26 protein-coding genes are annotated in these 26,006 nt (G+C 70.2%); 12 read left to right on the top strand and 14 right to left on the bottom strand.

All coding sequences use genetic code 11. From position 1 onward, the window contains the following. Positions 1–56: 56 nt before the first annotated feature. The 7 genes from JD77_RS13605 to JD77_RS13635 all read right to left on the bottom strand — a co-directional run bounded on the left by JD77_RS13605 (position 57) and on the right by JD77_RS13635 (position 5,122). The gene (locus JD77_RS13605; protein WP_145774714.1) at positions 57–716 is read right to left on the bottom strand and encodes a hypothetical protein; all 660 of its coding nucleotides are present in this window, start codon (positions 714–716) and stop codon (positions 57–59) included. Then, positions 679–1,974, bottom strand: coding sequence for a hypothetical protein (locus tag JD77_RS13610; RefSeq protein WP_145774715.1), 1,296 nt, complete (start codon positions 1,972–1,974; stop codon positions 679–681). Before JD77_RS13610 ends, JD77_RS13605 begins: the two co-directional genes overlap by 38 nt. Continuing rightward, positions 1,971–2,717 (bottom strand): ATP-binding cassette domain-containing protein, encoded by a 747-nt coding sequence (locus tag JD77_RS13615; protein WP_145774716.1) that lies wholly within the window; start codon positions 2,715–2,717, stop codon positions 1,971–1,973. The genes JD77_RS13610 and JD77_RS13615 overlap by 4 nt, the downstream gene beginning before the upstream one ends. A gap of 85 nt (positions 2,718–2,802) precedes the next feature. Beyond that, positions 2,803–3,060, bottom strand: a complete 258-nt coding sequence (locus tag JD77_RS13620; RefSeq protein WP_145774717.1) for a hypothetical protein — start codon at positions 3,058–3,060, stop codon at positions 2,803–2,805. A gap of 528 nt (positions 3,061–3,588) precedes the next feature. After that, the gene (locus tag JD77_RS13625) at positions 3,589–3,849 is read right to left on the bottom strand and encodes a hypothetical protein (RefSeq protein ID WP_145774718.1); all 261 of its coding nucleotides are present in this window, start codon (positions 3,847–3,849) and stop codon (positions 3,589–3,591) included. Positions 3,850–3,928: 79 nt separating this feature from the next. Further along, positions 3,929–4,390: a large conductance mechanosensitive channel protein MscL gene (mscL, locus tag JD77_RS13630; RefSeq protein ID WP_145774719.1), complete on the bottom strand. Its 462-nt coding sequence runs from the start codon at positions 4,388–4,390 to the stop codon at positions 3,929–3,931. Between the two features lie 39 nt (positions 4,391–4,429). Continuing rightward, positions 4,430–5,122, bottom strand: coding sequence for a FadR/GntR family transcriptional regulator (locus JD77_RS13635; RefSeq protein WP_145774720.1), 693 nt, complete (start codon positions 5,120–5,122; stop codon positions 4,430–4,432). A gap of 217 nt (positions 5,123–5,339) precedes the next feature. On the opposite strand from JD77_RS13635, the gene JD77_RS13640 reads away from it, so the two are divergent. Further along, positions 5,340–6,494, top strand: a complete 1,155-nt coding sequence (locus tag JD77_RS13640; protein WP_211372805.1) for an MFS transporter — start codon at positions 5,340–5,342, stop codon at positions 6,492–6,494. Between the two features lie 7 nt (positions 6,495–6,501). Here the strand turns inward: JD77_RS13640 and JD77_RS13645 are convergent, their stop codons facing one another. After that, positions 6,502–6,858 (bottom strand): STAS domain-containing protein, encoded by a 357-nt coding sequence (locus tag JD77_RS13645; protein WP_145774722.1) that lies wholly within the window; start codon positions 6,856–6,858, stop codon positions 6,502–6,504. A 160-nt stretch (positions 6,859–7,018) separates the two neighbouring features. Here JD77_RS13645 and JD77_RS13650 point away from each other — a divergent pair, with 160 nt between their 5' ends. From JD77_RS13650 to JD77_RS13685, 8 genes are all read left to right on the top strand, one after another. Further along, complete coding sequence (locus tag JD77_RS13650) at positions 7,019–7,891, top strand: STAS domain-containing protein (protein WP_145774723.1); 873 nt, start codon at positions 7,019–7,021, stop codon at positions 7,889–7,891. Beyond that, positions 7,891–8,307 (top strand): STAS domain-containing protein, encoded by a 417-nt coding sequence (locus JD77_RS13655; RefSeq protein ID WP_145774724.1) that lies wholly within the window; start codon positions 7,891–7,893, stop codon positions 8,305–8,307. The genes JD77_RS13650 and JD77_RS13655 overlap by 1 nt, the downstream gene beginning before the upstream one ends. Further along, positions 8,304–8,723: an ATP-binding protein gene (locus JD77_RS13660; RefSeq protein ID WP_145774725.1), complete on the top strand. Its 420-nt coding sequence runs from the start codon at positions 8,304–8,306 to the stop codon at positions 8,721–8,723. The genes JD77_RS13655 and JD77_RS13660 overlap by 4 nt, the downstream gene beginning before the upstream one ends. After that, positions 8,720–9,736, top strand: coding sequence for a SpoIIE family protein phosphatase (locus JD77_RS13665; RefSeq protein ID WP_145774726.1), 1,017 nt, complete (start codon positions 8,720–8,722; stop codon positions 9,734–9,736). The genes JD77_RS13660 and JD77_RS13665 overlap by 4 nt, the downstream gene beginning before the upstream one ends. Beyond that, on the top strand, positions 9,733–11,094 hold the full coding sequence (locus tag JD77_RS13670; RefSeq protein ID WP_145774727.1) for a sensor histidine kinase: 1,362 nt from the start codon (positions 9,733–9,735) through the stop codon (positions 11,092–11,094). Before JD77_RS13665 ends, JD77_RS13670 begins: the two co-directional genes overlap by 4 nt. 2 nt (positions 11,095–11,096) lie before the next feature. Continuing rightward, positions 11,097–12,638, top strand: coding sequence for a SpoIIE family protein phosphatase (locus tag JD77_RS13675; protein WP_145777575.1), 1,542 nt, complete (start codon positions 11,097–11,099; stop codon positions 12,636–12,638). Between the two features lie 143 nt (positions 12,639–12,781). Beyond that, complete coding sequence (locus JD77_RS13680) at positions 12,782–13,591, top strand: helix-turn-helix domain-containing protein (RefSeq protein WP_145774728.1); 810 nt, start codon at positions 12,782–12,784, stop codon at positions 13,589–13,591. 20 nt (positions 13,592–13,611) lie between these two features. Beyond that, on the top strand, positions 13,612–13,797 hold the full coding sequence (locus JD77_RS13685) for a DUF397 domain-containing protein (protein ID WP_145777576.1): 186 nt from the start codon (positions 13,612–13,614) through the stop codon (positions 13,795–13,797). On the opposite strand, the gene JD77_RS13690 is transcribed toward JD77_RS13685, so the two are convergent. Beyond that, positions 13,778–14,581, bottom strand: coding sequence for a helix-turn-helix domain-containing protein (locus JD77_RS13690; RefSeq protein ID WP_145774729.1), 804 nt, complete (start codon positions 14,579–14,581; stop codon positions 13,778–13,780). The two genes, JD77_RS13685 and JD77_RS13690, sit on opposite strands and share 20 nt — an antisense overlap. Before the next feature lie 31 nt (positions 14,582–14,612). Between JD77_RS13690 and JD77_RS13695 the strand changes: the two genes are divergently transcribed. Beyond that, positions 14,613–15,185 carry a TIGR03086 family metal-binding protein gene (locus JD77_RS13695; RefSeq protein ID WP_145774730.1) on the top strand — a complete coding sequence of 191 codons (573 nt, stop codon included), beginning with the start codon at positions 14,613–14,615 and terminating at the stop codon, positions 15,183–15,185. Between the two features lie 414 nt (positions 15,186–15,599). Here the strand turns inward: JD77_RS13695 and JD77_RS13700 are convergent, their stop codons facing one another. From JD77_RS13700 to JD77_RS13715, 4 genes are all read right to left on the bottom strand, one after another. Then, a complete protein-coding gene (locus JD77_RS13700; protein ID WP_145774731.1) occupies positions 15,600–16,313 on the bottom strand; it encodes an SDR family oxidoreductase in 714 nt (237 codons plus the stop codon). A 138-nt stretch (positions 16,314–16,451) separates the two neighbouring features. Further along, a complete protein-coding gene (locus JD77_RS13705; RefSeq protein WP_145774732.1) occupies positions 16,452–18,263 on the bottom strand; it encodes a thiamine pyrophosphate-dependent enzyme in 1,812 nt (603 codons plus the stop codon). Positions 18,264–18,345: 82 nt separating this feature from the next. Next, a complete protein-coding gene (leuA, locus tag JD77_RS13710; RefSeq protein WP_211372557.1) occupies positions 18,346–20,151 on the bottom strand; it encodes a 2-isopropylmalate synthase in 1,806 nt (601 codons plus the stop codon). Positions 20,152–20,169: 18 nt separating this feature from the next. After that, on the bottom strand, positions 20,170–21,045 hold the full coding sequence (locus tag JD77_RS13715; protein WP_246141281.1) for a class I SAM-dependent methyltransferase: 876 nt from the start codon (positions 21,043–21,045) through the stop codon (positions 20,170–20,172). A 566-nt stretch (positions 21,046–21,611) separates the two neighbouring features. Between JD77_RS13715 and JD77_RS13720 the strand changes: the two genes are divergently transcribed. Next, positions 21,612–22,787: a glycosyltransferase family 2 protein gene (locus tag JD77_RS13720; protein WP_342799648.1), complete on the top strand. Its 1,176-nt coding sequence runs from the start codon at positions 21,612–21,614 to the stop codon at positions 22,785–22,787. Positions 22,788–22,853: 66 nt separating this feature from the next. After that, on the top strand, positions 22,854–23,798 hold the full coding sequence (locus JD77_RS13725) for a threonine ammonia-lyase (protein WP_145774736.1): 945 nt from the start codon (positions 22,854–22,856) through the stop codon (positions 23,796–23,798). A 36-nt stretch (positions 23,799–23,834) separates the two neighbouring features. Here the strand turns inward: JD77_RS13725 and JD77_RS13730 are convergent, their stop codons facing one another. Next, positions 23,835–25,928, bottom strand: coding sequence for a S9 family peptidase (locus JD77_RS13730; RefSeq protein ID WP_145774737.1), 2,094 nt, complete (start codon positions 25,926–25,928; stop codon positions 23,835–23,837). Positions 25,929–26,006 lie beyond the last annotated feature (78 nt).

Here is a 26,006-nt window from a genome sequence, read left to right on the forward strand (position 1 = left end):
GGGTGGTGGTGCGTGGCGGCGCTCGGGGCAAAGAAGCTCGGGCCTCGCCGTAGGCGTCAGGTCCAGCGGCGACGGCGCCACGGGGTCGCCGCATAGGCTGCGATGCCCGCCGCGAGAAGTGAGGCGCTGAGGAAGAGGCTGGGCAGGTCATCGTGGGGGCGTGCGCTGAACTCCCACCAGCGGTACTGCTGGTGTCCACCGTATCCCCAATACCACAACACGACGGCGGTTGCCGTAGGCAGGGTCCAGGCCAGTCGCCATCCGAGGATTGCTCCTGCGATCAGAGCAAGCCCGAACCAGGCGACCCAGGAACGAGCAGTGATTGCGAGCACCGCTGGGTGCAGCACGATCGCGCAAATGGCCAGGTAGATCGCTGCGCAGCCGAGACTCAGGCCGGCCAGATAGCGACGCTGCATCGACATCAGGCGCTGGGTTGCGACCACTTCCAGGTCGGCGAGCGGGCTGGTCAACGCGAGGACAGGTAGCACGGCGGCGCCCATGGCGATCATGCGCCACAGAGGAATTGTCGCCTTGCTCTCTTCGACGGCTGTGGGGATCGGTGTCTGCACCAAGCCGAACGCAGCGGCAAGAACGCCCAGCAGGACCGTGACGGCCAGGACTGACCGAGCCGGTCTGACAGCGAGAAAGAGCCGGAGCCCGCTCGTTGCCACGGGCACATCAGTGTCCGGGCCGACAGTAACGCCCACGGAGATCATTCACCTCTTCTTCAGCCCAGCGGAACTGATCGGTGCGAGAGAGATCTGCGGCGACGGCCCGTCCCTTCGTCCACGCCTGCTGCAATGCCTCTGGGGCGTTCGTGTGGTAGTCGGGGCTCCCTCCGCCAGCCAGATAGGCCTCCAGCCACTTGTCGATGGCTGCAAGTTGGCTCTGGTCCGGCTCGGTGATCTCCATCCAGTCGCACGTCCGGAGGTCCTGGAAGGCAAAAGTCGCGCTGGTAATCGCCTTGCCGATGTCACCGGCGTAAGACCACCGGCTTCCTTCCAAGATGTGAAAGACCGGCGATTCGGCCTCGTAGTCGAGGTGTTTCGTTCCGTCGGGTCCGATGTAACTGCTCTTCACCAGTCCGATTTCGCTGATTAGCGGTGGACGCTTGAAGGCGCCAGGGAGATCGTCGATGCGTGCGTTGATCTCCCGCAACTCCGGAAGATACTTCTCGTGCTCGGGCCAGATACACAGCCTCGTCGAACCGTCAAGGCAGAGCACCTGGTCACCCGGCGGTTCCCGGTCGGCGACCACGGCAGTAGCGCCCATGACCACCAGGAGGGACAGCGCTACCGGGAGCAGTGCGGCGGCTCTGCGTCGACGCTGCCGCAGCGCCTCCGAACCGGCCAGCCATAGGGTAACCAGCAGCAGGGCCACAACGAGGCCCAGGCGGAGGGCCAACGGCACCGGAGCGACCGCTACCTCCGGCCGGCCAGACACCACGACGAATCCCACCCGGTCCAGTAACACCGTCAGAAACAGGAAGCCCATCGCCGCCGCGAAAGCAGAGAAGACGGGGCCGAGCAGCCGGCCGCACGCCCAGCCGAGAGCGACCGCCAACAGGATTGCGAACAAACCGAGCAGAACGTAGCCCAGCCAGAGATGAACGCCGGGCGGAAAGGTGCGAGCGGTCACCGCGAAGGCCACCACTTGGCCGATCAGGTAAGGAACCAGCAGCACGGCGAGGGCCGCGGTGAGCCGGTGGGCCTCAACGCGTGCCGGATGGACGCGCGCTGCCCTCAGTTGCTCCTCGACCCTCTGCCGCCTGGGCGCGCTCGCCGACCATGCGGCCGCGCCGGCTCCAAACACCCCCAACAGGTACGCGGGTACCTGCCCGGCTGCGCCGGTCTCCGGCCAGACGCCGATCCAGTGGCGATCACGCAGGAACAACACCGCCAGGTCGAGTACGACGAGTACGGGGAAGGCCCAGCGGATCGGGGAGTTCCGCACGTGCAGCCAGAACCCGCTCACAACTGCTGCTCCCCCTCGGGAAGTAGGTGCATGTATGCCCGCTCTAGTCTCGAGTGCCCTGGGAGGTCGTCGCGGCCCAGCAATTCAAGTTCCGCGACTGTACCGTCAAAGCGGGCGGCCCCACCGTGCATCACGATCACCCGGTCGCAGACCGCTCCGACATCATCGATGAGGTGCGTGCTCAGCACCACGACCGTCTCGCCGAGCCCCGAAATGATTTTTCGGAACTGCAGCCGCTGCCGCGGGTCCAGCCCGACCGTTGGCTCGTCCAGCAGCACAAGCCGGGGCTGCCCGACAACCGCCCAGGCAATACCGGCACGTCTGCGCATGCCGCCGGAGAGGCTGCCCATCTTCGACCGCCTGCGGTCGGTGAGGTCGACCATCTCCAGCGCCTCGCCGACCGACCGTCGCCACCGCTTGGCTGGGAGCCCTCGCATCCAGGCCGCATAGGTCACGAAGTCGGTGACTGTCATCTTCGGGTCGAAGCCGAACTCTTGTGGCAAATAGCCGATCCGGTTGCGAACGAACCGAGCGGACTTCTCCCCCGAGACCTGGATGCCGTCGATGTATATCCGGCCGTTCCGCGGTGGCATGACGGTCGCGAGTGTGCGGAGCAACGTGGTCTTACCTGCCCCGTTCGGGCCTAGGAGGGCAGTGATCCCTGGTTGCAGTGCGGCGCTCAGGTTGTCGATGACAGTCGACGTTTCATAGCCCTGGGAAAGTGCGTCGAGTACTACGCTCATGCAAACGACTCTCTCGTTTCAGGTGACACGCGAATGAAGGAGTGTGGCTGACGAGCCACACTCCTTCACGCATCACCAGCAGTTACTACACGTAGGTGATCCAGCCGTTACTGGCGCCGAACGTGCAGTCGGTGCCGCTGACGGTGGCGGTGCTGCCCTGGACCCGACCAATGCTCATGCTCTTGTCCGCCTGCGCCGAGCATGCCACACCGGACACGTACGTTCCGGCGTACTTTGCGCCGGGCGAGTCACACTTCTGCGCCCAAGCCGTGTTCCACCACTGCGTGTAGCAGTTGAAAACCGGGCTTGACGTGCCGGCGGCGAAGGCGGGACTCGTTACCATCACACCGGCGGTGCCAGCGGCAAGCAGGCCGAGCGTAGCTGCCTGCGCTGCTCGCTTTCCAAGGCGACGGGATCGCATCGGGTGCTGAGGGTTGCTCCCTAACCTCCATGGATCGGCGCTGGTGGGGAGCCACACCATTGCACGATCCAATGGGCGCCATCCCCGTCTTGGCGAGAACCGATAATAGTGATCGATCGACGTCACGGCAAGTGGTGGCGCCGGTACCTTCGGTTGCGTGGTGCTGGTGTATGGTCGCATGTGGACAGTGCGCCCCTGGTGCTTGTTCTAAGCGGCAGGGCGGTCCGCGGGCTGGGGCTGGGGCTGGGCCGGCCGGGTCGGCGACTCCGTGCGGCCGAACGCGTCGTCCAGACTTCCGCCGGGTCCAACGGTTGGAGTCTTGACCGTCGCCGCGTTCGGGCCGCCCGCGCTGTTCATCCACGTGCCGTTTCCGACCCCGCCGCCCACCTGAGCGCTCGCCGGCCAGGCCTGCGTCACCTCGTCGAGCCGAAGCCGCTTGCCGCCGGTCGGTCAGGCGGGCCCATCCGGCGTCGGGGTCCATGCGCCCGGCGGACGGGGGGACAGCTCTCGCCAGCCGTCCGTTCCGGCGAGCAGCGCGCGCACGGTCTCCTCCGCCTCCTCCACGCTGTCGTACTCGTAGAAGCGGGAGACCCCCTCGGCGCCGCCGGCCCGCTGCTCGACGTGCCACCGGTCGGCGTCCACCCGGAGGAAGACGTCCCGCCGGGCCAGCCGCCCCCACCTGCCGTTCCACCAGTGCCTGCGCTGCTCCATGCCCGGACTCTATCGAACAGGTGTACGACGCGGAGCGGCCCCCGCGGGAATCCCACAGGGGCCACTGTGCCGGGGCGCGTCAGCGCGGGGCGGGCGGCTCCGCACGGCGGCCGAGCACGTCGTCCAGCGCGCCGCGCTGCTGGCCGGGGGTGGCGTGACCGGCGGCGACCAGGGCGTCCCGGATCTCGGTCAGCAGCTTGACCTCCTCGCTCGGCGCCTTCGGCGGCGGCTCCTCGCCCCGCTGCCGCCGCTCGGCCAGCTTGTTCATCGGGAAGACCACCAGGAAATAGAGCACCGCGGCGGTGAGCAGGAAGGTCACCAGCGCATTGAGGAACTGCCCCCATTCGAGATAGTTGCCCGTGCTCAGCTTGACGCGTGCTCCGGGGCCCGCAGGGGTGGCGCCAACCAGCTTGATCACTGGCTGCAGGAACGAATTTGTGAACGCCGTGACCACCCCCGTGAACGCGGCGCCGATGACGACGCCGACCGCGAGGTCGACGACGTTCCCGCGCATGATGAAGTCCTTGAAGCCCTTGAGCATCCGTACTCCCGTGCTGTCCGGTTTACCGTCCCGAGCAACCTATGCCCGGGAGGCCGGCTCCAGGAAAGCACCGGCCTCCCGGGCCGCCCCGGCCGGGTCGCCGGCGCGGATCGCGGCGATCAGCCGGTCGTGGTCGACGTACCGCTCGGGTTCCAGCGCGTCGCCCATCGCGTGCGCGACCGTGCTGCGCAGCGCCGCGCCGACCGAGGCGTACAGCTCGGCGAGCATGCCGTTGTGCGCGGCGGCCACCACGGCCGTGTGCAGCGCCGCGTCGACCTCGACGAACTCGTCGACCCGGCCGGCGCGCCAGGCGGCCTCCCGGGCATCGAGCGCGGCGTCGAGCGCCGCCAGGTCCTCGGGCGTACGCCGCAGCGCCGCCAGCCGGGCCGCCTCCACCTCGAACGCCCGGCGGACCTCGATCACCTCGGCCATCCGGTCGTCGATGAGCCGGCGGGCCACCACGGGGGCCAGCTCGTCGGTCGACACCACGTACGTCCCGGAGCCCTGACGGCACTCCAGCACCCCGGCGTGCACCAGGGCGCGCACCGCCTCCCGGACGGTGTTGCGCCCGACGCCGAGCGCGGCGACGAGCTGCGGCTCGGTCGGGATGCGCCCGCCGACCGGCCACTCGCCGCCGAGGATGCGGGCCCGGAGCTGCTCGATGGTCTGCCGGACCCGGTGGCCGCGGGGCGGCACGGGGGCGGAACCCACGGAATCCACGGACGGTGTCACTGGTTACATCTCCTGACCAAAATTCATCCCATGATTGTAGGTTCGAGGTCATGACCCCGCCACCGACAGCCTTCGTCGACCCCGCCACCGCCACCGACCGTCCCGTGCCCACCGCCGACGTGACCCCCGGCCCGGCCCCGAGGCCACCCCCGCCCCGGTGGCGGGGGCGACGCCGGCAGCCGCGCCCGTCCGGGGTGGCCTGCTCGTGCTCGTCGGCATGCTGCTGGTCGCGCTGAACCTGCGCGCGGCCGTCACCAGCCTCGGCGCCCTGCTCGACGAGGTGCGTACCGGGCTGGCGCTGTCGGGGACGGTGGCCGGGTTCGTCACCACCCTGCCGACGATCGCGTTCGCCGGCCTGGGCGCGCTCACCCCGTGGCTGGTCCGCCGGTTCGCCCCGGCCCGGGTGCTGGTGGTCGCCATGCTGGCACTGGCCGCCGGGCAGGCGCTGCGGGTGGCCACCGACTCGGCGGCGGTCTTCCTGATCACCAGCGCGCTCGCGCTGGCCGGCATCGCGGTGGCGAACATCCTGCTGCCGATGCTGGTCAAGCAGTACTTCCCGCACCGCACCGGGCTGGTCACCGGGGCGTACACGATGGCCCTGACCCTGGGGACGGCGGTGGCCGCCGCGTCGGCGGTGCCGGTGGCGCACGCGTTCGGCTCGTGGCGGGCCGGGCTCGGGGTCTGGGCCGGGCTGGCCGCGCTGGCCGTACTGCCGTGGGTGCCGCTGGCGCTGCGGGCCCGCGCCGCGCGGCGTAGCCGGGCCCGGACGGAGGCCGCCGCCGCGCCGGCCCGGATCCGGCCGGGACGGACCCGGCTCGGCTGGGCGATGGCGGTCTACTTCGGCGCGCAGTCGCTGAGCGGGTACGCGATCATGGGCTGGCTGGCGCAGCTCTTCCGGGACGCCGGCTTCCAGCCGCAGACGGCGGGGCTGCTCCTCGCCGGGGTGACGGCCCTCGGCGTGCCGGTGGCGCTGCTGATGCCGGCGCTCGCCGGCCGGCTGCGCACGCTGAGCCCGCTCGTGCTCGGGCTGACCGCCGCCTCCACGGTGTCCTACCTCGGGCTGGCGCTCGCGCCGCACGACGCGGCGCTGCTCTGGGTCGCCCTGCTCGCCCTCGGTCAGGGTGCGTTCCCGCTGGTCCTCACCACCATCGGGCTGCGGGCCCGGACGGCGGAGGGGACGGTGGCGCTGTCCGCCTTCGCGCAGAGCACCGGGTATCTGATCGCGGCGCTCGGCCCGCTGCTCGTCGGCGTCCTCTACGAGGCCACCGGCGGCTGGACGGCGCCGATCGGGTTCCTGCTCGCCGCCCTCGCCGTGCAGACGGCGGCGGGGCTGGTGATCGCCCGTCCCCGGTTCGTCGAGGACGAGCGCTGAGCGTGGGTCAGGAGGAGGCCGGCGTGGGGTCGCCCGCGACGGCCTGCTCGACCGTCGGGTACGTCTGCAGCACCTCGACCAGCCCGCTGACCTCGAGGATGCGCAGCACGCCGCGCTGCGGGGCGGCCAGCCGGACGACGCCGCCGGCCTCGTCGCAGCTGTTCTTGGCCCGCACGAACACGGACAGCCCGGTCGAGTCGCAGAACGAGACGTCCGACAGGTCGAAGACGAGGCGGCTGCGACCCTTGTCGAGCAGATCCGTGATCTGGTCCTGTAGCTGCGGTGCCGTCGCCATGTCGAGCTCGCCCGCGACCGACACGACGACCACGTCGCCGCGCTGTTCCGTGTGCACCGTCAGGGACATTCGGACCTCCTGTTATTCGGAGGAACCGTATCCCACAACGGGGGTGTGCCGCAGAACGGGCGCGGTACCGGTGCTCGACGCCATGCCGTTGCCGCATGACAAGTAGTTGGCCGCTACCCGGTGGTAGAGTCCGGCCGATCCAGGTCCGAGGAGGTTTGCCGTGGCGTTGAGCACGGAGGAAAGTAGCCGGCTCACCAGGCTGCTCAACGAGCACGCCGAGCGGATCACGCAGCGCTGGACGGAGCTCGTCGCCGCGTCCCTGCGCGGCCGGCTGAGCCAGGGGGAGCTGCGCCGCCAGGTGCAGGAGCTGCACCGGAGCATGGTCGACACCGGCGAGAGCGGCGCGTTCGACCTGGACGCGGAGTCCGGCGGGGAGCTGCGCGCGGTGCTGGCCGAGCTGTCCCGGGGCCGGGCCCGGCAGGGGTTCAGCGCCACGGAGACGGCCGTCAGCGTGTACGCCCTCAAGGACGTCCTCCGCGAGCTGCTGGAGGTCGGGACGAACCGTGACACCCTCCGCGACTACGTGGCCTTCTCCTCGCTCATCGACCAGATGGGCCTGTTCACCTTCGAGAGCTACGTGCGGGCCCGGGAGGGCCTGATCGCCGACCAGGCCGAGCAGCTGCTCGAACTCTCCACCCCGGTCGTCAAGATCTGGGAGGGGGTGGTGGCCGTCCCGCTGGTCGGCACGCTCGACTCGGCCCGCGCCCAGGTCGTGATGGAGCGGCTGCTCCAGACCCTGGTCGACACCAGCTCGCCGTACGCGATCATCGACATCACCGGCGTGCCGGCGGTGGACACCCAGGTGGCCCAGCACATCCTGAAGACGGTGGTGGCGGCCCGGCTGATGGGCGCCGACTGCATCATCTCCGGCATCCGGCCGCAGATCGCCCAGACCATCGTGGCGCTCGGCATCGAGTTCGGGGACATCGCGACCAAGGCCAGCCTCGCCGACGCGCTGCGGCACGTGTTGCGGCTGAACGGCGTGGAGACCACCCGCGCCGCCGCCCGCCGCCAGCCGCGGCGGGAGTCCTGATGGAGCGCGTGCCGGTCCTGAAGATCGGTGACATCCTGCTCGTCTCGATCCAGGTCGACATGTCCGACCAGACGGCCCTCCAGCTCCAGGAGGACCTGGCCGAGCGGATCGTCGCCACCGGCTGCGACGGCGTGATCATCGACATCACCGCGCTGGACATCGTCGACTCGTTCGTCGGCCGGATGCTGTCCACCATCGCGTCGATCTCCAGGGTCCTGGACGCCGAGACGGTCGTGGTCGGGATGCGTCCCGCCGTCGCCATCACGCTGGTCGAGCTCGGCCTGTCGCTGAACGGCATCCGTACGGCCCTGAACGTCGAGCGGGGCATGGAGCTGCTCGCGGCGGCGCGGGCCGACGAGTACGGCCACGACGACGAGGCGGACGAACCGGACGACGAGACGACGGCCACGAGATGACCGCCGGAGTCGACCTGGGCCACCCGCAGGCGCAGGCGATCCAGAGTGACGAGGACGTGGTGCGGGTCCGTCAGCTGGTGCGGACGGTGGCGGTGGCGGCCCGGCTCTCCCTGGTCGACCAGACCAAGCTGGTCACCGCCGCCAGCGAGCTGGCCCGCAACACCCTGGTCTACGGCGGGGGCGGCACCGCCGAGGTGACGACCGTGGACAACGGGCTGCGGCGCGGGGTGCGCATCGTCTTCGCCGACGCCGGCCCCGGCATCGCCGACCTCGACCTTGCCCTCACCGACGGCTACACCACCGGCGGCGGGCTGGGACTCGGGCTCAGCGGCGCCCGTCGGCTGGTCGACGAGTTCGAGATCGACACCGAGCCGGGCCGGGGCACCCGGGTCACCGTCACCAAGTGGTCGCGATGACCGCCGACCCCGTGTCCGACCACGGGCTCTGGTTCCGGGTCGAGAGCGGCAGCGCGGCGAGCGCCGTACGACGGGCCGCCGAGCGGCTGGGCCGGCAGCTCGACATCGGTGATCCCCGCATCGCCGACCTGGCCATCGTCGCGGCCGAGCTGACCAGCAACCTGGTCAAGTACGCCGAGGACGGGACGCTGTTGCTGCGCCCGGTGCGCCGGGCCGGCCGGGCCGGCGTGGAGCTGGTGACGATCGACTCCGGGCCGGGCATGGCCGACCTCACCCTCTCCTCCCGGGACGGGCACTCCACCGCCGGCACGCTCGGCATCGGGCTCGGCTCGATCATGCGGCAGACCGACTGGTTCGACGGCTACTCGACGCCGGGCCGGGGAACCGTCCTCGCCGTGCGGGTCTGGCCGAGGGGCGCTCACCCGGCGTCGTCCTGGGCCGAGGGGCTGAGCCGGCCGCTCACCGGCGAGTCGGTCAGCGGCGACGGGTACGCCGTCCGGGTGGCCGAGGGACGGCACCAGGTGCTGGTCTGCGACGGCCTGGGCCACGGCCCGCTCGCCGCGCTCGCCACGGAGGCGGCGCAGGCCGCCTTCCGGGCCGCCCCGGCCGCGCCGCCGGACGAGGTGGTGCGCCACCTGCACCGCTCGATGTCGCACACCCGGGGCGCCGCGCTCGCGGTAGCCGAACTGGACGTGTACGCCGGGCTGCTCCGGTACGCCGGCCTCGGCAACATCGCCGCCTCCGTCGTCGCCGTTGGCGAGCGGCGGCGCCGCCTGGTCTCCCTGCCCGGGATCGCCGGCCACCAGCGCCCGACCGTGCGCGCGTACGACTACCCGTTCCCGCCTGGCGCGTCCCTCGTGATGCACAGTGACGGGGTGTCGGACCGCTGGCAGCTCGACGACTACCCGGGGTTGGCGGGGCGCGGCGCGCTGGTGGTGGCCGCGACCCTGTTGCGCGACGCCGGGCTGCGCCGCGACGACGCCTGCGTCCTGGTCGCCCGAGCGCCGTCATGACCACGCCCGTCCCCGTCGACCCGCTGCTGCTGCGCATGACGCTGCGGATCGAGCACGACATCTTCCTCGTCCGGCAGCGGGGCCGGGAGGTCGCCGCAGCGGTCGGGCTGGAGCACCAGGACCAGGTCCGGCTGGCCACCGCCCTCAGCGAGGTGGCCCGGGACCTGCTGGGCGTCGCCGGCGGGGCGGACGTGACCTTCGTTGCCGTCCTCCACCAGCCCGGGCCGCCCAGCCTGCGGGTGGACCTGGCCCCGCTGCGCCCGTTGCCCGACGGCCGGTACGAGCCGCGGTCGGGCGCGGTGGCGCGACTGGTGGACATGCTGGGCGTCGTGGACCGGAGGGGCGATACGGTCGTGAGGATGTCCCGCCGTGTCCCGCCCAGCGCGTCGGCGCTGACCCCGGAGCGACTCGCCGAGCTGCGTGCCCAGCTCGGCAGGACCGCCCCGGGCAGCGCCCTGGACGAGCTGGCCCTCCAGAACCAGCAGCTCGTCGCCGCCCTCGACGAGGTGCGCAGCCAGCGGGACGAGTTGGCCGTGCTCAACGAGGAACTCCAGGAGACCAACCGGGGCGTGCTGGCCCTCTACAACCAGCTCACCGAGGAGCTGGAGGAGACCAACCGGGGCGTGGTGGCCCTCTACGCGGAGCTGGACGAGAAGTCCGCCCAGCTCCGGTCGGCCAGCGAGGCGAAGAGCCGGTTCCTGGCCAACGTCAGCCACGAGCTGCGCGCCCCGGTGACCGCGATCATCGGGCTGACCCGGCTGCTGGCCGACTCCGCGTCCGATCCGCTCACGGCCGAGCAGACCCGCCAGGTCGGGCTCGTCCGATCCTCGGCCACCGACCTGCTCAGCCTGGTCAACGAGCTGCTCGACCTGACCAAGGCCGAGTCCGGGCGGCTTGAGCCAGACTGGGCCGAGGTGGACCTGCGGGCCGTGTTCGGCCAGCTCCGCGGCACGTTGCGGGCGCTGGCCAAGCCGGGCGTGGAACTGGTCGTCGAGGAGCCGCCGGCGCCGGGGACGCTCCGTTCCGACGAGGTGCTGCTCGCCCAGGTGCTGCGCAACCTGCTGCACAACGGGCTGAAGTTCACCGAGCGCGGGGAGGTCCGGCTGCGGGCGGAGGTCCGCGAGGGGTGGTGGCGACTGTCGGTCTCCGACACCGGTATCGGCATCGACCCGGAGCAGCACGAGCGGATCTTCGAGGAGTTCTACCAGGTGCCGGGGAGCAGCCGACCCGGTGGCACGGGCCTGGGCCTGCCGTACGCCCGGCGGGTGGTACGCCTGCTCGGCGGCACCCTTGAGCTGGACAGCGAGCCGGGCCGGGGCAGCACCTTCAGGGCGATCCTGCCGACAGGCGGAGCGTGACGGTGGAGGGCCGCGCGGCGACCGTGCTGGTGGTCGACGACAGCAGCGCCAAGCGGTACCTGCTGGTGAGCTGGCTCGGCCGGGCGGGGTTCGCGACGCTGGAGGCGGAGACCGGCGGCGAGGCGCTGGCCCGGATCGGGGTGGACCCGATCGACCTGGTCGTGCTCGACGTACGGCTGCCCGACCTGAGCGGGTACGAGGTCTGCGAGCGGATCAAGACGGACCACCCCGCGACCCCGGTGATCCACGTCTCCGCGCACGCCGTCGACGCGGCGGACCGCACCCAGGGGCTGACCCGGGGCGCGGACGCGTACCTGGCCGAGCCGATCGAGCCGGAGGAACTAATCGCCACCGTCGGGGCGGTGCTGCGCTACTACCAGGCTCGGCAGCGGGCCGAGCTGCTCGCCGACCGGCTCACCAAACTTGCCCGGACCACCCTGGCGGTCAACTCGGCGCCGAGCTTCCCGCAGCTGATGACCGCCGCGGCGACCGGCGCCGCCGACATGTTCGGCACGCCGGCCGTGGTGTTGGCCGAGACGATCGACGGCATGTCCCTGGCCGCGACGACCAGCGGCCCGGGTGCGGTCCCGGTGCTGCGTCCCTGGCCGTTGGAGGAGGACGACGTGCCGATCGGGTCGACCCTGCGCGAGGGGGTGGACCCGGCCGAGTGGCCGATGCACGACTGGGAGGGGGAGAAGGAGCTGGCGGTCGGCGTCGCCCGGCCGCGCGCCGACCGTCCCCCGATCTACGTGGCGGTGCCGCCCCGGGCGCTGGTCGAGGAGGCGCCGGTGGTGCGCCAGCTCGCCCAGGCCGTGGCCGCGGCGGTGGAGGCGCAACGGTCGCTGCACGAGGAGCACCGGATCGCGGTGACCCTGCAACGCAGCCTGCTGCCCCGCCGGCTGCCGCAGGTGGCCGGGCTGGACCTTGCCGTCCGGTACGAGCCGGCGAGCGCCCAGACCGAGGTCGGCGGGGACTTCTACGAGCTGGTGATGCTCGGCGACGAGCTGCTGGTGGCGATCGGCGACGTGGCCGGCCATTCGCTGCACGCCGCGACGGTGATGGCCGAGCTGCGGCACGCCGTGCGGGCGTACGCGATCGAGGGGCACCAGCCCGGGGCGATCCTGAATCGGGTCGACGAGCTGATGCGGGCCCTGCTCCCGGGCGAGCTGGCGACGGTCTGCGTGCTGCTGCTGCACCCCGGCACCGGCCGGATCCGACTGGCCAGCGCCGGGCACCTGCCGCCGCTGCTGACCCGGGACGGCGAGGTGGAGTACGTCCAGCACACCGCCCCGCTGCTCGGCGTCCGGGCGGAGCGCCCCGCCGACCTGGAGTTCGTCCTGCCGGCGGGGGCGACGCTGGTGTTCTACACCGACGGGTTGATCGAGCGCCGCGACGCGACCATCGACGACGGGCTGGCCGCGCTGGCCCGCTGCGCGCGGCGGGTGGACGACGACCTGGACGCGTACTGCCAGCGGCTGGTGGTCGAGCTGGCCCCGACGGAGATCCACGACGATGTCGCGGTCGTCGCCGTCCGCCGCCGGTAAGCAGGTAAAAGCCTCTTCTGACACGCGGGCCCGCTGGTTCACACCGTGCTGATTGGACGGTTACCGTGGGCGTGGCCACCGCGTGCACGGCCGACGCGCCGAGGCCGCCATCCCCGCACGTCCGACCGGTACGGAGGCTGTCCGTGGAACTGTCGCCCATGCTCGAACACTTCGCCGAGGAGTTGCGGCTGGCCCGGGCGGTCGCCGGGCTGTCCCAGGCGGCCCTGGCCGAGGCGGTCAGCTACTCGGCGGCGCTGGTCGCCAAGATCGAGCAGGGGGACCGCCGGCCGAGCGCCGACTTCGCCCGCCGCTGCGACACCGTGCTCGGCACGGAGGGCCGCCTCGCCCGCATCCAGCGCCGGATCAGCCGCGAGTCGGTGGTGCCGTACTTCCGCGAGTACGCCGGGATCGAGGAGGAGGCGGTCGCGCTGCGCGGGTACGAGCCGCTCTACGTCCCGGGCCTGCTCCAGACCGAGGCGTACGCCCGCGCGGTCCTTTCTGGAAGCGGACTGCTCTCGGCCGAGGAGGTCGAGCGGCAGGTGGCCGCCCGGCTGGAGCGGCAGGAGATGCTGACCCGGGAGCACGCGCCGACACTGACCGTGGTGCTCGACGAGTCGGTGCTGCGCCGCACGGTCGGCAGCCCGGAGACCATGCGGGAGCAGGCGCGGCACCTGGCCAAGGTCGGGGAGTCGCTGCCCCGGGTGCGCATCCACGTGGTGCCGCTCGCCGTGGGCGCCTACGCCGGGCTCGAAGGCCCGTTCGTGATCGCCACGCCCCCGGTCGGGGAGGATATCGTCTATGTCGAGGATCAGCTCGGCGGGAAGGTGACGGACCGCCCCGAGGATCTGCGCCGGATCGTCGCCGTCTGGGAGTCGATCCGTGGTGAGGCGCTGCCCCACCAGCAGTCGATCGAGCTGATCACGCGGATGACGGAGGCGGAGACGTGGACCTGACCGGCGTGAGCGCGGGCGGCGTGGACCTGACGGATGCCCGGTGGCGCACCAGCAGCCGGAGCAACGGTACGGGCGGCAACTGCGTCGAGGTGGCCGGCAACCTGCCGGGCGTGGTGGCCGTACGCGACTCGAAGGACCGCGGCGGGCCGGTGCTGGCCTTCCGGCCGGCGGCCTGGCGGGCCTTCGTCAACCAGTTCGACCGCTGACCGAGCGCGCGTACGCGGCCGGGGAGACCCCGGTCGCTGCGGTGAACTCGCGGACCAGGTGGGCCTGGTCGGCGTAACCCAGGTCGGCGGCGAGCCGCGCCCAGTCGACCGGCCCGCCGGCGGCCTGCTCGATCGCCTCCTGCACCCGGTACCGCCGGATCACCCACTTCGGCCCGACGCCCACGTGGTCGAGGAAGAGGCGTTGCAGCCGGCGTACCGAAAGATCGTGCCGGCGGGCCAGGTCGGCGACCCGCAGCAGCCCCCGGTCGACGCGGATCTCCTCGGCCAGCGCCGTCGCCTCCGTCGCGGCCGGGTCGGGCCGCGGGTCCCAGGCGAGCAGCAGCGCGTCCAGGGTGGCGCGGCGCTCGTCGTCCGTACCCGCGCAGGCCTGCCGGCCCGCGACGAGGCCGGCGGGCACCGGGCGGCGCCGGCCGGTCAGCTCGGCGACGGGCCGCCGCCAGAACGGCCGGAACGCGCCCGGGCGGAACTGCACCCCGCTGACCCGGCCGGTGCCGGCCAGGGTGACCCGGAACAGCTCCCGCCCGACCCCGGCCACCTCGGCGGTTTGCGGGCCGGCGCCGACTCGCTGGAACACCAGGTTGACGGCCGGGTGCGGCAACACCCGCTGCTCGAAGGGCTCGGCCAGCTCCCAGTCGATCAGCCAGTAGTGCTCGACGTACGGCCGCAGCGCGACGGCGGGCAGCCACCGCCGGAAGCGGACCTCGCGCCGCAGCCGGCCGGGGTCGAGGATGCCCCGGCTGTCCGCGCGCGGTTCGTGTCGCATTTCTTCAAGACCACCCGTTTACGCTGCCCTTATGGCCACGAAGACTAGCGATCTGCTGGCGGCCGCCGCGCCGCGTACCGTCGCGGTGGTCCGCGCGATCACCGACGACCAGCTCGACCTGCCCACCCCCTGCGTGGAGTACACCGTCCGGGAACTGCTCAACCACCTCTACCAGGTGGTGGTCAACTTCCAGTCGCTGGCCGCGCGGCAGGCGGTGGACTGGTCGGAGAAGCCGGACTACCTGACCGACGGCTGGCGGGAGCGGTTCGCCGCCGAGACCGAACGGCTCGTCGAGGCGTGGGCGGACCCGGCCGCCGAGGAGGGCGTGTCGCCCGGCATGGGGCTGCCGCAGCAGACCGTCGGCGCGATGGCGCTGGCGGACCTCACCGTGCACGGATGGGACCTGGCCCGGGCCACCGGCCAGCCGTACGACGCCGAGCCGGCCGCGACGGACACGCTGCACGGCTTCATGGACGCGATGGGCGACACGGGCCAGAAGATGGGCGCCTTCGGCGCGCCGGTGGACGCTCCGCCGGACGCCACCCCGCTCGACCGGATCCTCGCCCGGATGGGCCGCCACCCGGGTTGGACTCCCCGAGACTGAGACCGGAGCGAATGGCCTGACGGGCGTAACTCCGCAGCCGGCGGTGATGCTGCTGCGACCGGGAGCCCGGCACCGGGCCCCGGGGCCACCAGCCCCAGGCGTCGCCAGCGGGAGACCAGCAGATGCAGCACCAACCGGCCGGGCGGTCCGCGATCGACTCGTACGGTCCCACAACGGGTCATCAGCCATGATGGAACAACGGGCACGGACACTCCTGGCGATCACGAGCCGTAAGCTAGGCGTAAGCAGCTTCATGATCATGGTTGTCCGTGCCCGCCTCGTATCTGGGGCAGCGCGTCTGACCTATTTGCGCGGGCTCTTACGCGGAATGGCTCATTGCGTCCGGGGATTTACGAGGAGGCGTTCGGCCCGATCGAAATATTCGGCTCATCGCGTCGGCGGACATCGGCCACTTCACGCTCCGCCGAGGCTGCCCCCGCCGTCAACGCGCAGCGTCTGGCCGGTGATGTAGCCGGCCTCGTCCGACAGCAGGAACGCGATCGCGGCGGCGATCTCCTCCGGGCGGCCGAACCGGCCCACCCGCGACGCGGCGCGGTACCGGGCGACGCTTTCCGAGCCTTCGGGGTTGTACTGCCAGAACAGCTTGGTCTCCGTCGGCCCGGGAGCGACCGAGTTGACGGTGATCCCCGCCGGGCCGAGTTCGTTCGCCCAGGCCCGGGAGAAGAACTCCAGGGCGGCCTTCGCCGCCCCGTACGCCGTGCGGTCCTGTAGGCCCACCGTCACCACGCTGGTGACGTTGACGATCCGGCCCCACCCTCGCGCCCGCATCGACGGCAATGCCGCCTGCGTCACTTGAACCGCGGCCCTGACGTGCAGGTCGTAGACCTCGGCCAAGTCGTCGAGGTCCACCGCGCCGATCATGCCCGTACGACCGTTCCCGACGTTGTTGACGACGGCGTCGACGGGACCGCCGGAGAGCACCTTCTCCAGCGCGACGTCCGTCGCCCTGCGGTCGGCCAGGTTCACCTCGTAGAACTCCCCGGGAAACTCTGCGGGTGCGGACCGTGCCAGGCCGACCGGCACATGGCCGAGGCCCGCCAGCCGCTCCGCCAGGGAGTACCCGATTCCCTTTGACGCGCCGGTGATCAGCATCCTTCTCGTCGTCATCCCTCGCCCTTCCTGCTTCCAACTACTTTGGAGTGATCGATTTTGAGCGTCTGTTTAGCCCAGTGCGGATATGGGCGGCTGTTTCGCTGCTACAGTGGGGGCCCGCTGGTTCCCGTGGTGGCGCGACGAGGGGCAAGGCTATGGGCCCGTGTCGTTTCTGGATGCTTCCGTCCCGCGCTCCGACGTTGCGTTCGGCGGAGAAGTTTCGTCTCGCGCTCCCAGATGCCGCACACGAGGGTTGTGACCCAGGGTCTGGTCGGTGTCCACGGGCACAGAAACCAGCACCGAGCGCCCGTTGGGGGTGCGACAATCGGCGAGGACTTCATCGAGGTTGGACAAATCCGGTTCCAGCCGCCATGCCTTCCACCTGTAGGCAATGGCTGCCGCGACGAAGTCGAGAGGCGGGAGCACACTGTGAAAGCGATCGCGTCCCACTTCGGGAGCGATCTTGTCGTATCCCTGTTGGATAATGCCGTAACCGCCGTTGTCGATGACGAACACGACTATCCCGAGATCAGCCACATCGGCCAAAGCGCCCCCGTAGAGACGGAAGCAGCCGTCGCCGGTGAAGCAGAACACGTCGGTGTGTGGCGAGGCGATTTTGGCCCCAACGGCGTGTCCGAAGGCGCTGCCCATCGTCGACGCTTGGTGCGCACTGAAGACTTGAACGGCCCCGCTGGGTCGCTGAGTGACGAACTGTCGGTCCTTGTAGGCCAGGCACACGTCATCGAACACAAGTGTCCCGGGCCTCCATTGTCGATGCAGCCTGAGGAGCAGTTCGGCAAAGTCCACCGATCCTGGTGCCGGGGTATAGGGCGGTGTGGGGTCGTTGAGATTGGTCGGGGCGTAGGGTTGGCGGATGCTGTCCACGGGCCCCTGCTCGAGGAGCGGTAGCACGGCGGCAAGGACCTGGCCGATGTCGCCCCTCACCAGCCGGTATTCCCCGGCGCATCGGTGCGCGAACCCGCCGTTGCGGCTACCGTACGGGTTTTGCCAGGCGGTAATGTGCACCACGGTTCCGGCTTTGATCCGCTCCATGCCCAGCACGTACTCACCGGGATCGAGGCCCAGAGCAATGACCACGTCATCGGATGTCAGGCTCTGCCATAGCTCGTTCGCCCGGTCGTTGCCGCCGAAGCCGATGCAGCCATAGGCGAAGGGACTGTCGGCGGATACCGCGCTCGCCGCGCTCTGCGACCACACGGTGGGTGCGCCGAACGTGTGAGCTAGCCGCTTCGTCAGGCTTGCTACTCCTGGGCAACGGGCTACCTCTTCCCCCACGAAGAGAACCACCCTGCGCCCCCGTACCAACGACCGCAGGTGCCGTTCCAACGCTGACGCGTCCACCTGCGGCCCCAGGGAATCCAATTCGCTTTCCGGAATGTCGCAGGTGGGCATCGCAGAGTTTAGGGCTTCCGGGGCCACAGCGAGAACGACCGGACGCGAATCGCTGAGCAACCGCCTCGCCTTCTCGAGTTGCGTATCGATGTCGTGGATGTCTTCGATCAGAAGGCACCCGTCCCCAATCTCGGCCCTCAGTTGTGCGACAATGTTCATGCCTTCGGGCGTCACATCTTGGAGGGGGGCCAAGCCCGCAGACGTGCCGGCATTGAGGCCGACCAGATATACGGCGGGGATATTGTGCATCTTCGCATCGCTGATTCCGCACGAGGCCAGCTTCGTAGCGCCTCCTGCCGTGGCGACTGCGGCAGCGATACGGCCCGTCGCTAGATAGTGGCCAACGGGGACGAAGCCGGCGACGAACTCGTTCAGTGTCAGCAAGAAGGGGCGTTTGTCATCAGCGTCGGGCCGACAGTCGTCAGCACCGGCCGCCGAACGGAAGGGTTCGAGCTGGGTGGTGAAACGCAGAATATTGCCGCCTGTGACACCGGCATAGCAGGTCACACCCATGTTCCGGAGCAGGGCAATAATTCGGCTGCTTCCGTCCATTCCTTCTCTCCAAGAGCAGATGGGGCGTTCATGCGGGCGGTAGCCGGTCAGTGCAATCGAGTCGCACGGGGCTATCTGGGCATCAAAAAGTTCTTGAACCCCTCAAAGCGCGATTTACCGACGAGGTCAACGCACGCAGCACCGCGTCGCCGATGTTATCCGCTAGGCCGGCACCCCACGTGGCGCCGCGTTCGGTTACCACCCTGCTGTAGGCCGCGATCTCGCCGCACTCCTCGGCGCGGGCGGCCTGAGTGATAACATCGGCCGTCTCAATCTGGATGCCGCATTGAGCCATAGCCACCTTGAACGCGGACAACTGGTCGATGCCGGCGCCTTCTCCGTGGATTTCCCGACCGTCGACGGTGTACAGGACGTGGACACAGACCCTGTCATCGCCATCATCAGGGTGACCAGAATGGTCCGTAACCCGGAGGTAGTCGTCCGTTTTCAGATACTCCTCGGCGAACACCTCCCACAGCAGCTTGGGGCCAACCTCCTGCCCTCGAGCGTCGCTGATTTTCTGCACCGCCTCCGACAGTTCCGCTTGCAGGGGGCGCGGCAACTCCAAGCGGAAAACGGTCTTGAGGACGTAGGCGATGCCGCCTTTGCCCGACTGACTGTTGATCCGCACGACTGCCTCGTAGGACCGCCCCAGATCCTGGGGGTCGATCGGGAGGTAGGGCACGCGCCAGGGCTGTTCTCCCGGGGCTGTCCCGGCCTTGAGCGCAGCCTGCTCCAGCGCGTCGAAGCCCTTCTTGATCGCATCCTGGTGTGTTCCTGAGAAGGCCGTGTACACGAGATTGCCACTGTAGGGATGGCGATCGTGAACGGGCATCTGAGTGCACCATTCGACGACCCGGCGAATGCCATCGATGTCGGAGAAGTCTAATTGCGGATCGATTCCCCGCGTAAGAAGGTTGAGTGCCAGGGTCACCAGACAGACGTTGCCTGTCCTCTCGCCATTGCCAAACAGCGTTCCCTCGACTCGATCGGCGCCGGCCATCATCGCCAGTTCTGCCGAGGCGACCGCCGTGCCACGGTCGTTGTGGGGATGGACCGAGAGAATGATTGAGCCACGATTGTCGAGGTTCCGGTGCATCCACTCGATCTGGTCCGCGTACACGTTGGGTGTGTCAACCTCCACAGTGGACGGTAGGTTGAGCGTGACCGGGCGGTCCGGAGTGGCACACCATCGTGCCGCGACGGCATTGCAGAGTGCCAGGGCGAACTCAGGTTCGGTGAGATTGAACGCCTCAGGTGAATACTCGAACCGTACAGCCGCGGAGGGCATACGGTCCGCGCCGCGAAGCACCCGCTCGGCGGCATCCAGTGCTAACTGGGTTATTCGCTCTTCGTCCAACGCGAAAACAACCTTGCGCCACTCTGGCGCGGTGGCATTGCAAAGGTGTACGATGGCATTTCTGACACCTGCCAGGGACTCGAATGTCCGATCAATCAGTTCCGCGCGGGCGGGTGTGAATACAGAGATGGTGACGTCGTCGGGAATGAGATCACGTTCGACGAGCTGGCGGACAAAGTCGAAATCGGTGGCACTTGCCGACGGGTAACCGACCTCGATCTCCTTGAAACCCATCGCCACCAGCAACGCAAACAGCTTGCTCTTGCGCGTCGGGTCCATCGGGTTGGGTAGAGCCTGATTGCCGTCGCGCAGGTCGACCGAACACCATAGCGGGGCGTTCTCGATAACCCGCGACGGCCACCGACGCTCTACTGCGGCCGCAGCGATTTGTGGTTCGGGGCGACGGTACCGGGCGGTCGGTGGCGAGAAGCTGAGTTGCGGGTTCCACCATGGTTGGCCTTGTCGGGCCAGGCGTGCGGGCAGCCGGAGTTCGGGCAGTGGCGGTTCCTCGAGATAGCTGGTGGACATGTTGTTGGCCTTCCTCATTCAGTTGCCTTGCGGCACGCGCGTGGGGGGTTTTAGCGTCTTCAGGTATTCGCGCAGGGTGGGACGCTGCCCCCATGCCGCGACACTCGCGATGCACAGGTCGTCGAACGAAGGGTCCTCAACTTGGTTGGCGAACGTCGCAAGATCGGCTGCGGTGATCCCGAACTGCTCATCCAGGTCGGCCGCAATGTGCTCGGCGGTGAGCCGCCACGCTCGTCCCATCGGCGTGCCGCCGACACCGTGGCTCGATGCGTGAACCCCCGTATGGATCAGCCCATTCGCACGCAACTGCGCGGGGAATGACCGCGACCATTCGTAGTCACTTCCCATCCGTTTGGTGGCGACCGCCATGATCGCCTTGCTGACCCTGCGGTACAGCGGATTCGGCGATGAGTCGAACGGGAACGGCCCGGTGTCTTCGAGAAGCAGCCAGCCACCTGGTGCCAGCCAGCGCACCACCTTGGCGAGCATGGCGTCACGGTCGATGAGGTGCTCAAACACAAACCTGGAACAGATCAGATTGAAGCTGCCCTCCGGGAAGGCGTCGACAGTCACATCGTGCGTGATGACTTGCAGGTTCGACGGACGTCCCTCTTCGGGGATCAAACTGGTATCGAGATCGGTGGCGATCACCTCGCCATGAGGACACTGGGTCGCCAGCCAGTGTGCGATCGTGCCGACGCCAGATCCGATCTCCAAGCAGTTCCAGTCGGACTGGATGCCGAGGCGTTCGATCCGGTGGATAGTGTCCTGGTCGAACGCTTCGGCCAGGGCAGTCAATCGCTCTGCCTCCGCATTGTGGCTATGCGTGAAGAGAAGATGACCATAAGGCGCTGCCGTCAAAGCCATAGCTTCGGACGTATACAAGCCGGCCATTGTCACCTAACCACCTCTTACAGATACCGAAACGGGTTAGCGGGCAGGCGCAGCCCACCCTCAGCAATAGGGTTCGACATCCCCCTGGCGGGGATATGGGAAGAGTCGCAAACGTGGCTCGCCTCACGATACCCGCAACGCGATAAGTGGGGAAGATTTTCGTCGCATCTGATGCTTTGCAGCGCACGCAGCCACGACAAATGTCGAAAATTCGGGTTTATCCACGGAGCCTTCCGAGTAACGGTGGAAGGACTTACAGTGGTCTACCCGGCCGACGGTTAAAGACTGGTGACAGTAAGCATTCAGGCCATTCGCGAGGCGTGATGGTGAGTGTGGGGATGCGCGGATCGCCGAGTTGGTGGACAGGCTGGCCCGGTTGGCGCATCTGCTGTCGCGGAACTCGTCCAATTCGTCGCTGCCGCCGTCGCGGACGATGATGCGGGTCGCACGCCGCCCAGGCCGAGCCCGGGCAGTGCCGCGAAACGGGTCCGGGGCAAGCAGCCGGGTGCGCCACTGGGCCCACGCCCGATCGCCCGGAGCTGCTGGCCCTGCTCGCCGTCGCGCTGGTGCTGGGGATCGTCCGGCTCGCCGTGCAGGTGGCCTGTGCCCAGCTCCACGTGCGGCGGGTCCGCCGGCCCCGGGGACACCGGCCGGTGGTGAACGTGCCGGTGTCGGTAATCGTGCCCGCGTACAACGAGGCGGCGAACATCGCGGCCACCGTGCGGTCGCTGGTCGGCAGCGCGTACCCGGCGCTGGAGGTGATCGTCGTGGACGACGGCTCCACCGACGACACCGCCGGCATCGTGGAACGGCTGCGGCTGCGCGGCGTACGGGTGATCCGGCAGGCCAACGCCGGCAAGCCGGCGGCGCTGAACACCGGCATCCGGGCGGCTCGGGCGGAACTGCTGGTGCTGGTCGACGGGGACACCGTGTTCCAGCCCGACACCGTCCACCGGCTCGTGCAGGGCTTCGCCGACCCGACCGTGGGCGCGATCTCCGGCAACACGAAGGTCGCCAACCGGCGGCGCCTGCTCGGCCGCTGGCAGCACCTGGAATACGTCATCGGCTTCAACCTCGACCGCCGGATGTACGACGTGCTGGAGTGCATGCCGACGATCCCCGGCGCGATCGGCGCGTTCCGCCGGGAGGTGCTGCTCGCCGTCGGCGGCGTTCCCGCGGACACCCTCGCCGAGGACACCGACCTGACCATGCGGGTGCTCCGGGCCGGCTGGCGGGTGGTGTACGAGGAGAAGGCGATCGCCTGGACCGAGGCCCCGTCGACGCTGCGCCAGCTCTGGCGGCAGCGGTACCGCTGGTGCTACGGGACGATGCAGGCGATGTGGAAGCACCGGCACGCCCTGCGCGAGCCGGGATCCGGCGGCCGGCTCGGCCGGCGCGGCCTGCCGTACCTGACCGTGTTCCAGATCGTGCTGCCGCTGGCCGCCCCGGCCGTCGACGTGTTCGCTGTCTACGGCCTGCTCTTCCTGCCGTGGGCGTCGCTCGCCCTGGCCTGCGTCGGGCTGCTGCTGCTCCAGGGCCTGACCGCCGCGTACGCGCTGCGGCTGGACGGGGAGCGGTACGGGCCGCTGTGGTCGCTGCCGCTCCAGCAACTCGTCTACCGCCAGGTGATGTACCTGGTGGTGGTGCAGTCGGTGGTGACGGCGCTGATCGGCAACCGGCTGCGCTGGCAGCGGATGATCCGCACCGGCGACGCGGCGGCCCTGGTCGGCGCGCAACGGTGAGGCGGCGACCGTCGCGCCAGGGATCCGTCCTTCCCCTCCCGGGCCGGGAGGTCGCAGGATAGCCGGATGGACCTCGTGCCGATCGACGACATCCGGGCCGCCGCCGCCGACATCGCCGCGACCGTGCTCCGTACGCCGCTGCTGCGAACCCGCTGGGACGACGAGCTGTGGCTGAAGCCGGAGAACCTGCAACCGGTCGGGTCGTTCAAGCTGCGCGGGGCCACCCACGCGGTCGCCCGCCTCGACCCGGCCCGGCGCGAGCGGGGCGTGGTCACCCACTCGTCGGGCAACCACGGCCAGGCCCTCGCGTACGCGGCCCGCGCGGCCGGGATCCCCTGCACGGTGGTGGTGCCGGAGGGCGCCCCGGAGGTGAAGGTGGCCCAGATCCGCGCGCTGGGTGCGACGGTGCTGCTGGTGCCGCCCGCGCGGCGGTTGGTCGAGGCGCAGCGGGTGGCCGCCGAGACCGGGGCGGAGCTGGTGCCGCCGTTCGACGACCCGCGGATCATCGCCGGCCAGGGCACCATCGGCCTGGAGATCCTCGACGACCTGCCCGGCGTGGAGGTGGTGCTGGTCCCGGTCGGCGGCGGCGGCCTCTCCTCCGGGGTGGCCACGGCGGTCAAGGCGCTGCGCCCGGCGACCGCCGTGATCGGCGTGGAGCCGCTCCTCGCCGCCGACGCCCGCGACTCGCTCGCCGCCGGGCGGCTCGTGCCATGGGACGTGGCGGACACCTACCGCACCTGCGCGGACGGGCTGCGTACCGGCCTGTCCGAGCTGACCCTCGCCCACCTGCGGGAACGGCTCGACGGCATCGTCACGGTGACCGAGGAGGAGATCCGCGCGGCGGTGGGCCGGCTGGCCCGCGACGCCCGGCTGGTGGTCGAGCCGAGCGGCGCGGTGGCCGCCGCCGCCCGGCTGTTCCGCCCCGACGAGCTGCCGGCCGGGCGTACGGTCGCGGTGCTGACCGGCGGCAACGTCGACCCGGCGCTGCTCGCCGACCTCGTCGCCGCCTGACGCCGCCGCGAGGCCGGAAGCAGCCGGCCGCCTTCCTCACACTCCCAGGCGGTCGAGGATCCAGGCGTTGATGAACGCCTCCTCACGCCAGGAGTCGTACCGGCCGCTGGGCCCGCCGTGACCGGCGCCCATCTCGGTCTTGAGGAGGTAGTCGCCCTGCGGCGCCACCGCGCGCAGCCGGGCGATCCACTTCGCCGGCTCGTGGTAGAGCACGCGGGTGTCGTTCAGGCTGGTCACCGCGAGGATGGCCGGGTAGTCCAGCGGGGCCACGTTCTCGTACGGCGTGTACGACTTCATGTACGCGTACACCTCCGGGTCGGCCAGCGGGTTGCCCCACTCCTCCCACTCGGTGACGGTCAGCGGCAGCGACGGGTCGAGGATCGAGGTGAGCGCGTCCACGAAGGGCACCTGCGCGACGATGCCGGCGAAGGCGTCCGGGGCCAGGTTCGCCACCGCGCCCATGAGCAGGCCGCCGGCCGAGGCGCCCCGGGCGACCAGCCGGTCGGGCGAGGTCCAGCCGGACTTGGCCAGGTGCCGGGCGCACGCGACGAAGTCGGTGAAGGTGTTCTTCTTGGCCAGCAGCTTGCCCTGGTCGTACCAGCGCCGGCCCAGCTCGCCGCCGCCCCGGATGTGCGCGACAGCGAAGACCACCCCGCGGTCCAGCAGGGACAGCCGGGCCACCGAGAACCACGGGTCCATGCTCGACTCGTACGAGCCGTACCCGTAGATCTCGCAGGGGGCGGAGCCGTCGCGCGGGGTGCCGACCCGGCACACCAGTGAGATCGGCACGCGGGTGCCGTCGTCGGCGAGGGCCCACTCGCGGTGCTGCTCGTAGTCGGCCGGGTCGTACTCGCGGCCGTCCGGGCCGGGCAGGACGGGCTTGCGGCGACGGAGCACCAGCTCGCGGGTGACGAGGTCGTAGTCGTACACCGAGTCCGGGGTGACCAGCGAGGCGTAGCGCACCCGCACCTGCCGGGTCCGGTACTCCGGGTTGGCGTGCAGCCCGACGCTGTAGATCGGCTCGGGGAAGTCGATGTCGTGGCCCTCGCCGCCGCCGATCGGCAGCACCCGCAGGCTGGTGAGGCCGTTCGTGCGCAGCGAGACGACCAGGTGGTCGGCGAACGCGTCGACCGCCTCCAGCCGGGTGCCGGGGGTGTGCGGGATCAGCGGGACCCAGTCGCCCGGCGCGTCGGCCGAGGTGTACGCCAGCGCGAAGTCCTCGGCCTCGTGGTTGTGCAGGATCAGGAACCGGTGCCCGTGGTGCTCCACCGAGTACTCGACGCCCTGCCGGCGCGGGGCGACGACGGCCGGCTCGCCGGTGGGGTTGCCGGCCGGGATGACCAGCACCTCGCTGGTGACCTTGCTGTGGATGTCGACGAGGATGAACTTCTCCGACCGGGTCAGCTCGACGCCGACCCAGAAGCGTTCGTCGTCCTCCTGGTGGACCACCACGTCCTCGCCGGCCGGCGCGCCGATCCGGTGCCGCCAGACCCGGTTCGGCCGCCAGGCGTCGTCCACGGTGACGTAGAAGAGCACCGAGGCGTCGGCCGACCAGGCGGTGCCGTAAAAGGTGTCGGGCACCTCGTCGGCCAGCACCTCACCGGTGGTCAGGTCCTTCACCCGCAGGGTGAACCGCTCGTCGCCGGCGAAGTCCGTCGAGTACGCCAGCCAGCGCCCGTCCGGGCTGACGTCGAACGTCCCCAGGGCGAAGAAGTCGTGGCCGTCGGCGAGCAGGTTGCCGTCGAGCAGCACCTCCTCGCCCTCCAGCGGGGTGCCGTCCAGGCTCGTCGGCGGCTCGGTCTCGCCGTCGCGGACCGCCCGCCGGCAGTGCACGCTGTACTGCTGGCCCTCGACCGTGCGCGTGTAGTACCAGTAGCCGCCCTTGCGGACCGGCACCGTCAGGTCGGTCTCCTGGACGCGCCGGCGGGTCTCCTCGAACAGCGTTTCGCGCAGCGCCTCCAGGTGCGCCGTCCGCGCCTCGGTGTACGCGTTCTCCGCCGTGAGGTAGGCGATCGTCTTGGGGTCGTCCTTGGCGTGCAGCCAGGCGTACTCGTCGACGACCGTGTCGCCGTGGTGGGTGCGCTCGGTGGGGACGCGCTGGGCGACGGGCGGCGTGGTCTCGGTGGTCACGCCGGTCAGGTTACCGGCCCCCGCGCGCCCGCGCCCGCCCCGCGCGCCACCCCGCTCGCGCGACTCGCCGACGGACCG

The sequence above is a fragment of the Micromonospora olivasterospora genome (assembly GCF_007830265.1).
Taxonomy (GTDB): Bacteria; Actinomycetota; Actinomycetes; order Mycobacteriales; family Micromonosporaceae; genus Micromonospora; species Micromonospora olivasterospora.

Bases quoted from the DNA above. Each gene is read 5' to 3' on its own strand.
- JD77_RS13605 (WP_145774714.1), bottom strand. From the start codon at position 716: ATGATCTCCGTGGGCGTTACTGTCGGCCCGGACACTGATGTGCCCGTG.
- JD77_RS13615 (WP_145774716.1), bottom strand. From the start codon at position 2,717: ATGAGCGTAGTACTCGACGCACTTTCCCAGGGCTATGAAACGTCGACT.
- JD77_RS13620 (WP_145774717.1), bottom strand. From the start codon at position 3,060: ATGGTAACGAGTCCCGCCTTCGCCGCCGGCACGTCAAGCCCGGTTTTC.
- JD77_RS13625 (WP_145774718.1), bottom strand. From the start codon at position 3,849: ATGGAGCAGCGCAGGCACTGGTGGAACGGCAGGTGGGGGCGGCTGGCC.
- mscL (WP_145774719.1), bottom strand. From the start codon at position 4,390: ATGCTCAAGGGCTTCAAGGACTTCATCATGCGCGGGAACGTCGTCGAC.
- JD77_RS13640 (WP_211372805.1), top strand. From the start codon at position 5,340: ATGCTGCTGGTCGCGCTGAACCTGCGCGCGGCCGTCACCAGCCTCGGC.
- JD77_RS13645 (WP_145774722.1), bottom strand. From the start codon at position 6,858: ATGTCCCTGACGGTGCACACGGAACAGCGCGGCGACGTGGTCGTCGTG.
- JD77_RS13655 (WP_145774724.1), top strand. From the start codon at position 7,891: ATGGAGCGCGTGCCGGTCCTGAAGATCGGTGACATCCTGCTCGTCTCG.
- JD77_RS13660 (WP_145774725.1), top strand. From the start codon at position 8,304: ATGACCGCCGGAGTCGACCTGGGCCACCCGCAGGCGCAGGCGATCCAG.
- JD77_RS13665 (WP_145774726.1), top strand. From the start codon at position 8,720: ATGACCGCCGACCCCGTGTCCGACCACGGGCTCTGGTTCCGGGTCGAG.
- JD77_RS13670 (WP_145774727.1), top strand. From the start codon at position 9,733: ATGACCACGCCCGTCCCCGTCGACCCGCTGCTGCTGCGCATGACGCTG.
- JD77_RS13690 (WP_145774729.1), bottom strand. From the start codon at position 14,581: ATGCGACACGAACCGCGCGCGGACAGCCGGGGCATCCTCGACCCCGGC.
- JD77_RS13695 (WP_145774730.1), top strand. From the start codon at position 14,613: ATGGCCACGAAGACTAGCGATCTGCTGGCGGCCGCCGCGCCGCGTACC.
- JD77_RS13700 (WP_145774731.1), bottom strand. From the start codon at position 16,313: ATGACGACGAGAAGGATGCTGATCACCGGCGCGTCAAAGGGAATCGGG.
- JD77_RS13705 (WP_145774732.1), bottom strand. From the start codon at position 18,263: ATGGACGGAAGCAGCCGAATTATTGCCCTGCTCCGGAACATGGGTGTG.
- leuA (WP_211372557.1), bottom strand. From the start codon at position 20,151: ATGTCCACCAGCTATCTCGAGGAACCGCCACTGCCCGAACTCCGGCTG.
- JD77_RS13715 (WP_246141281.1), bottom strand. From the start codon at position 21,045: ATGGCCGGCTTGTATACGTCCGAAGCTATGGCTTTGACGGCAGCGCCT.
- JD77_RS13725 (WP_145774736.1), top strand. From the start codon at position 22,854: ATGGACCTCGTGCCGATCGACGACATCCGGGCCGCCGCCGCCGACATC.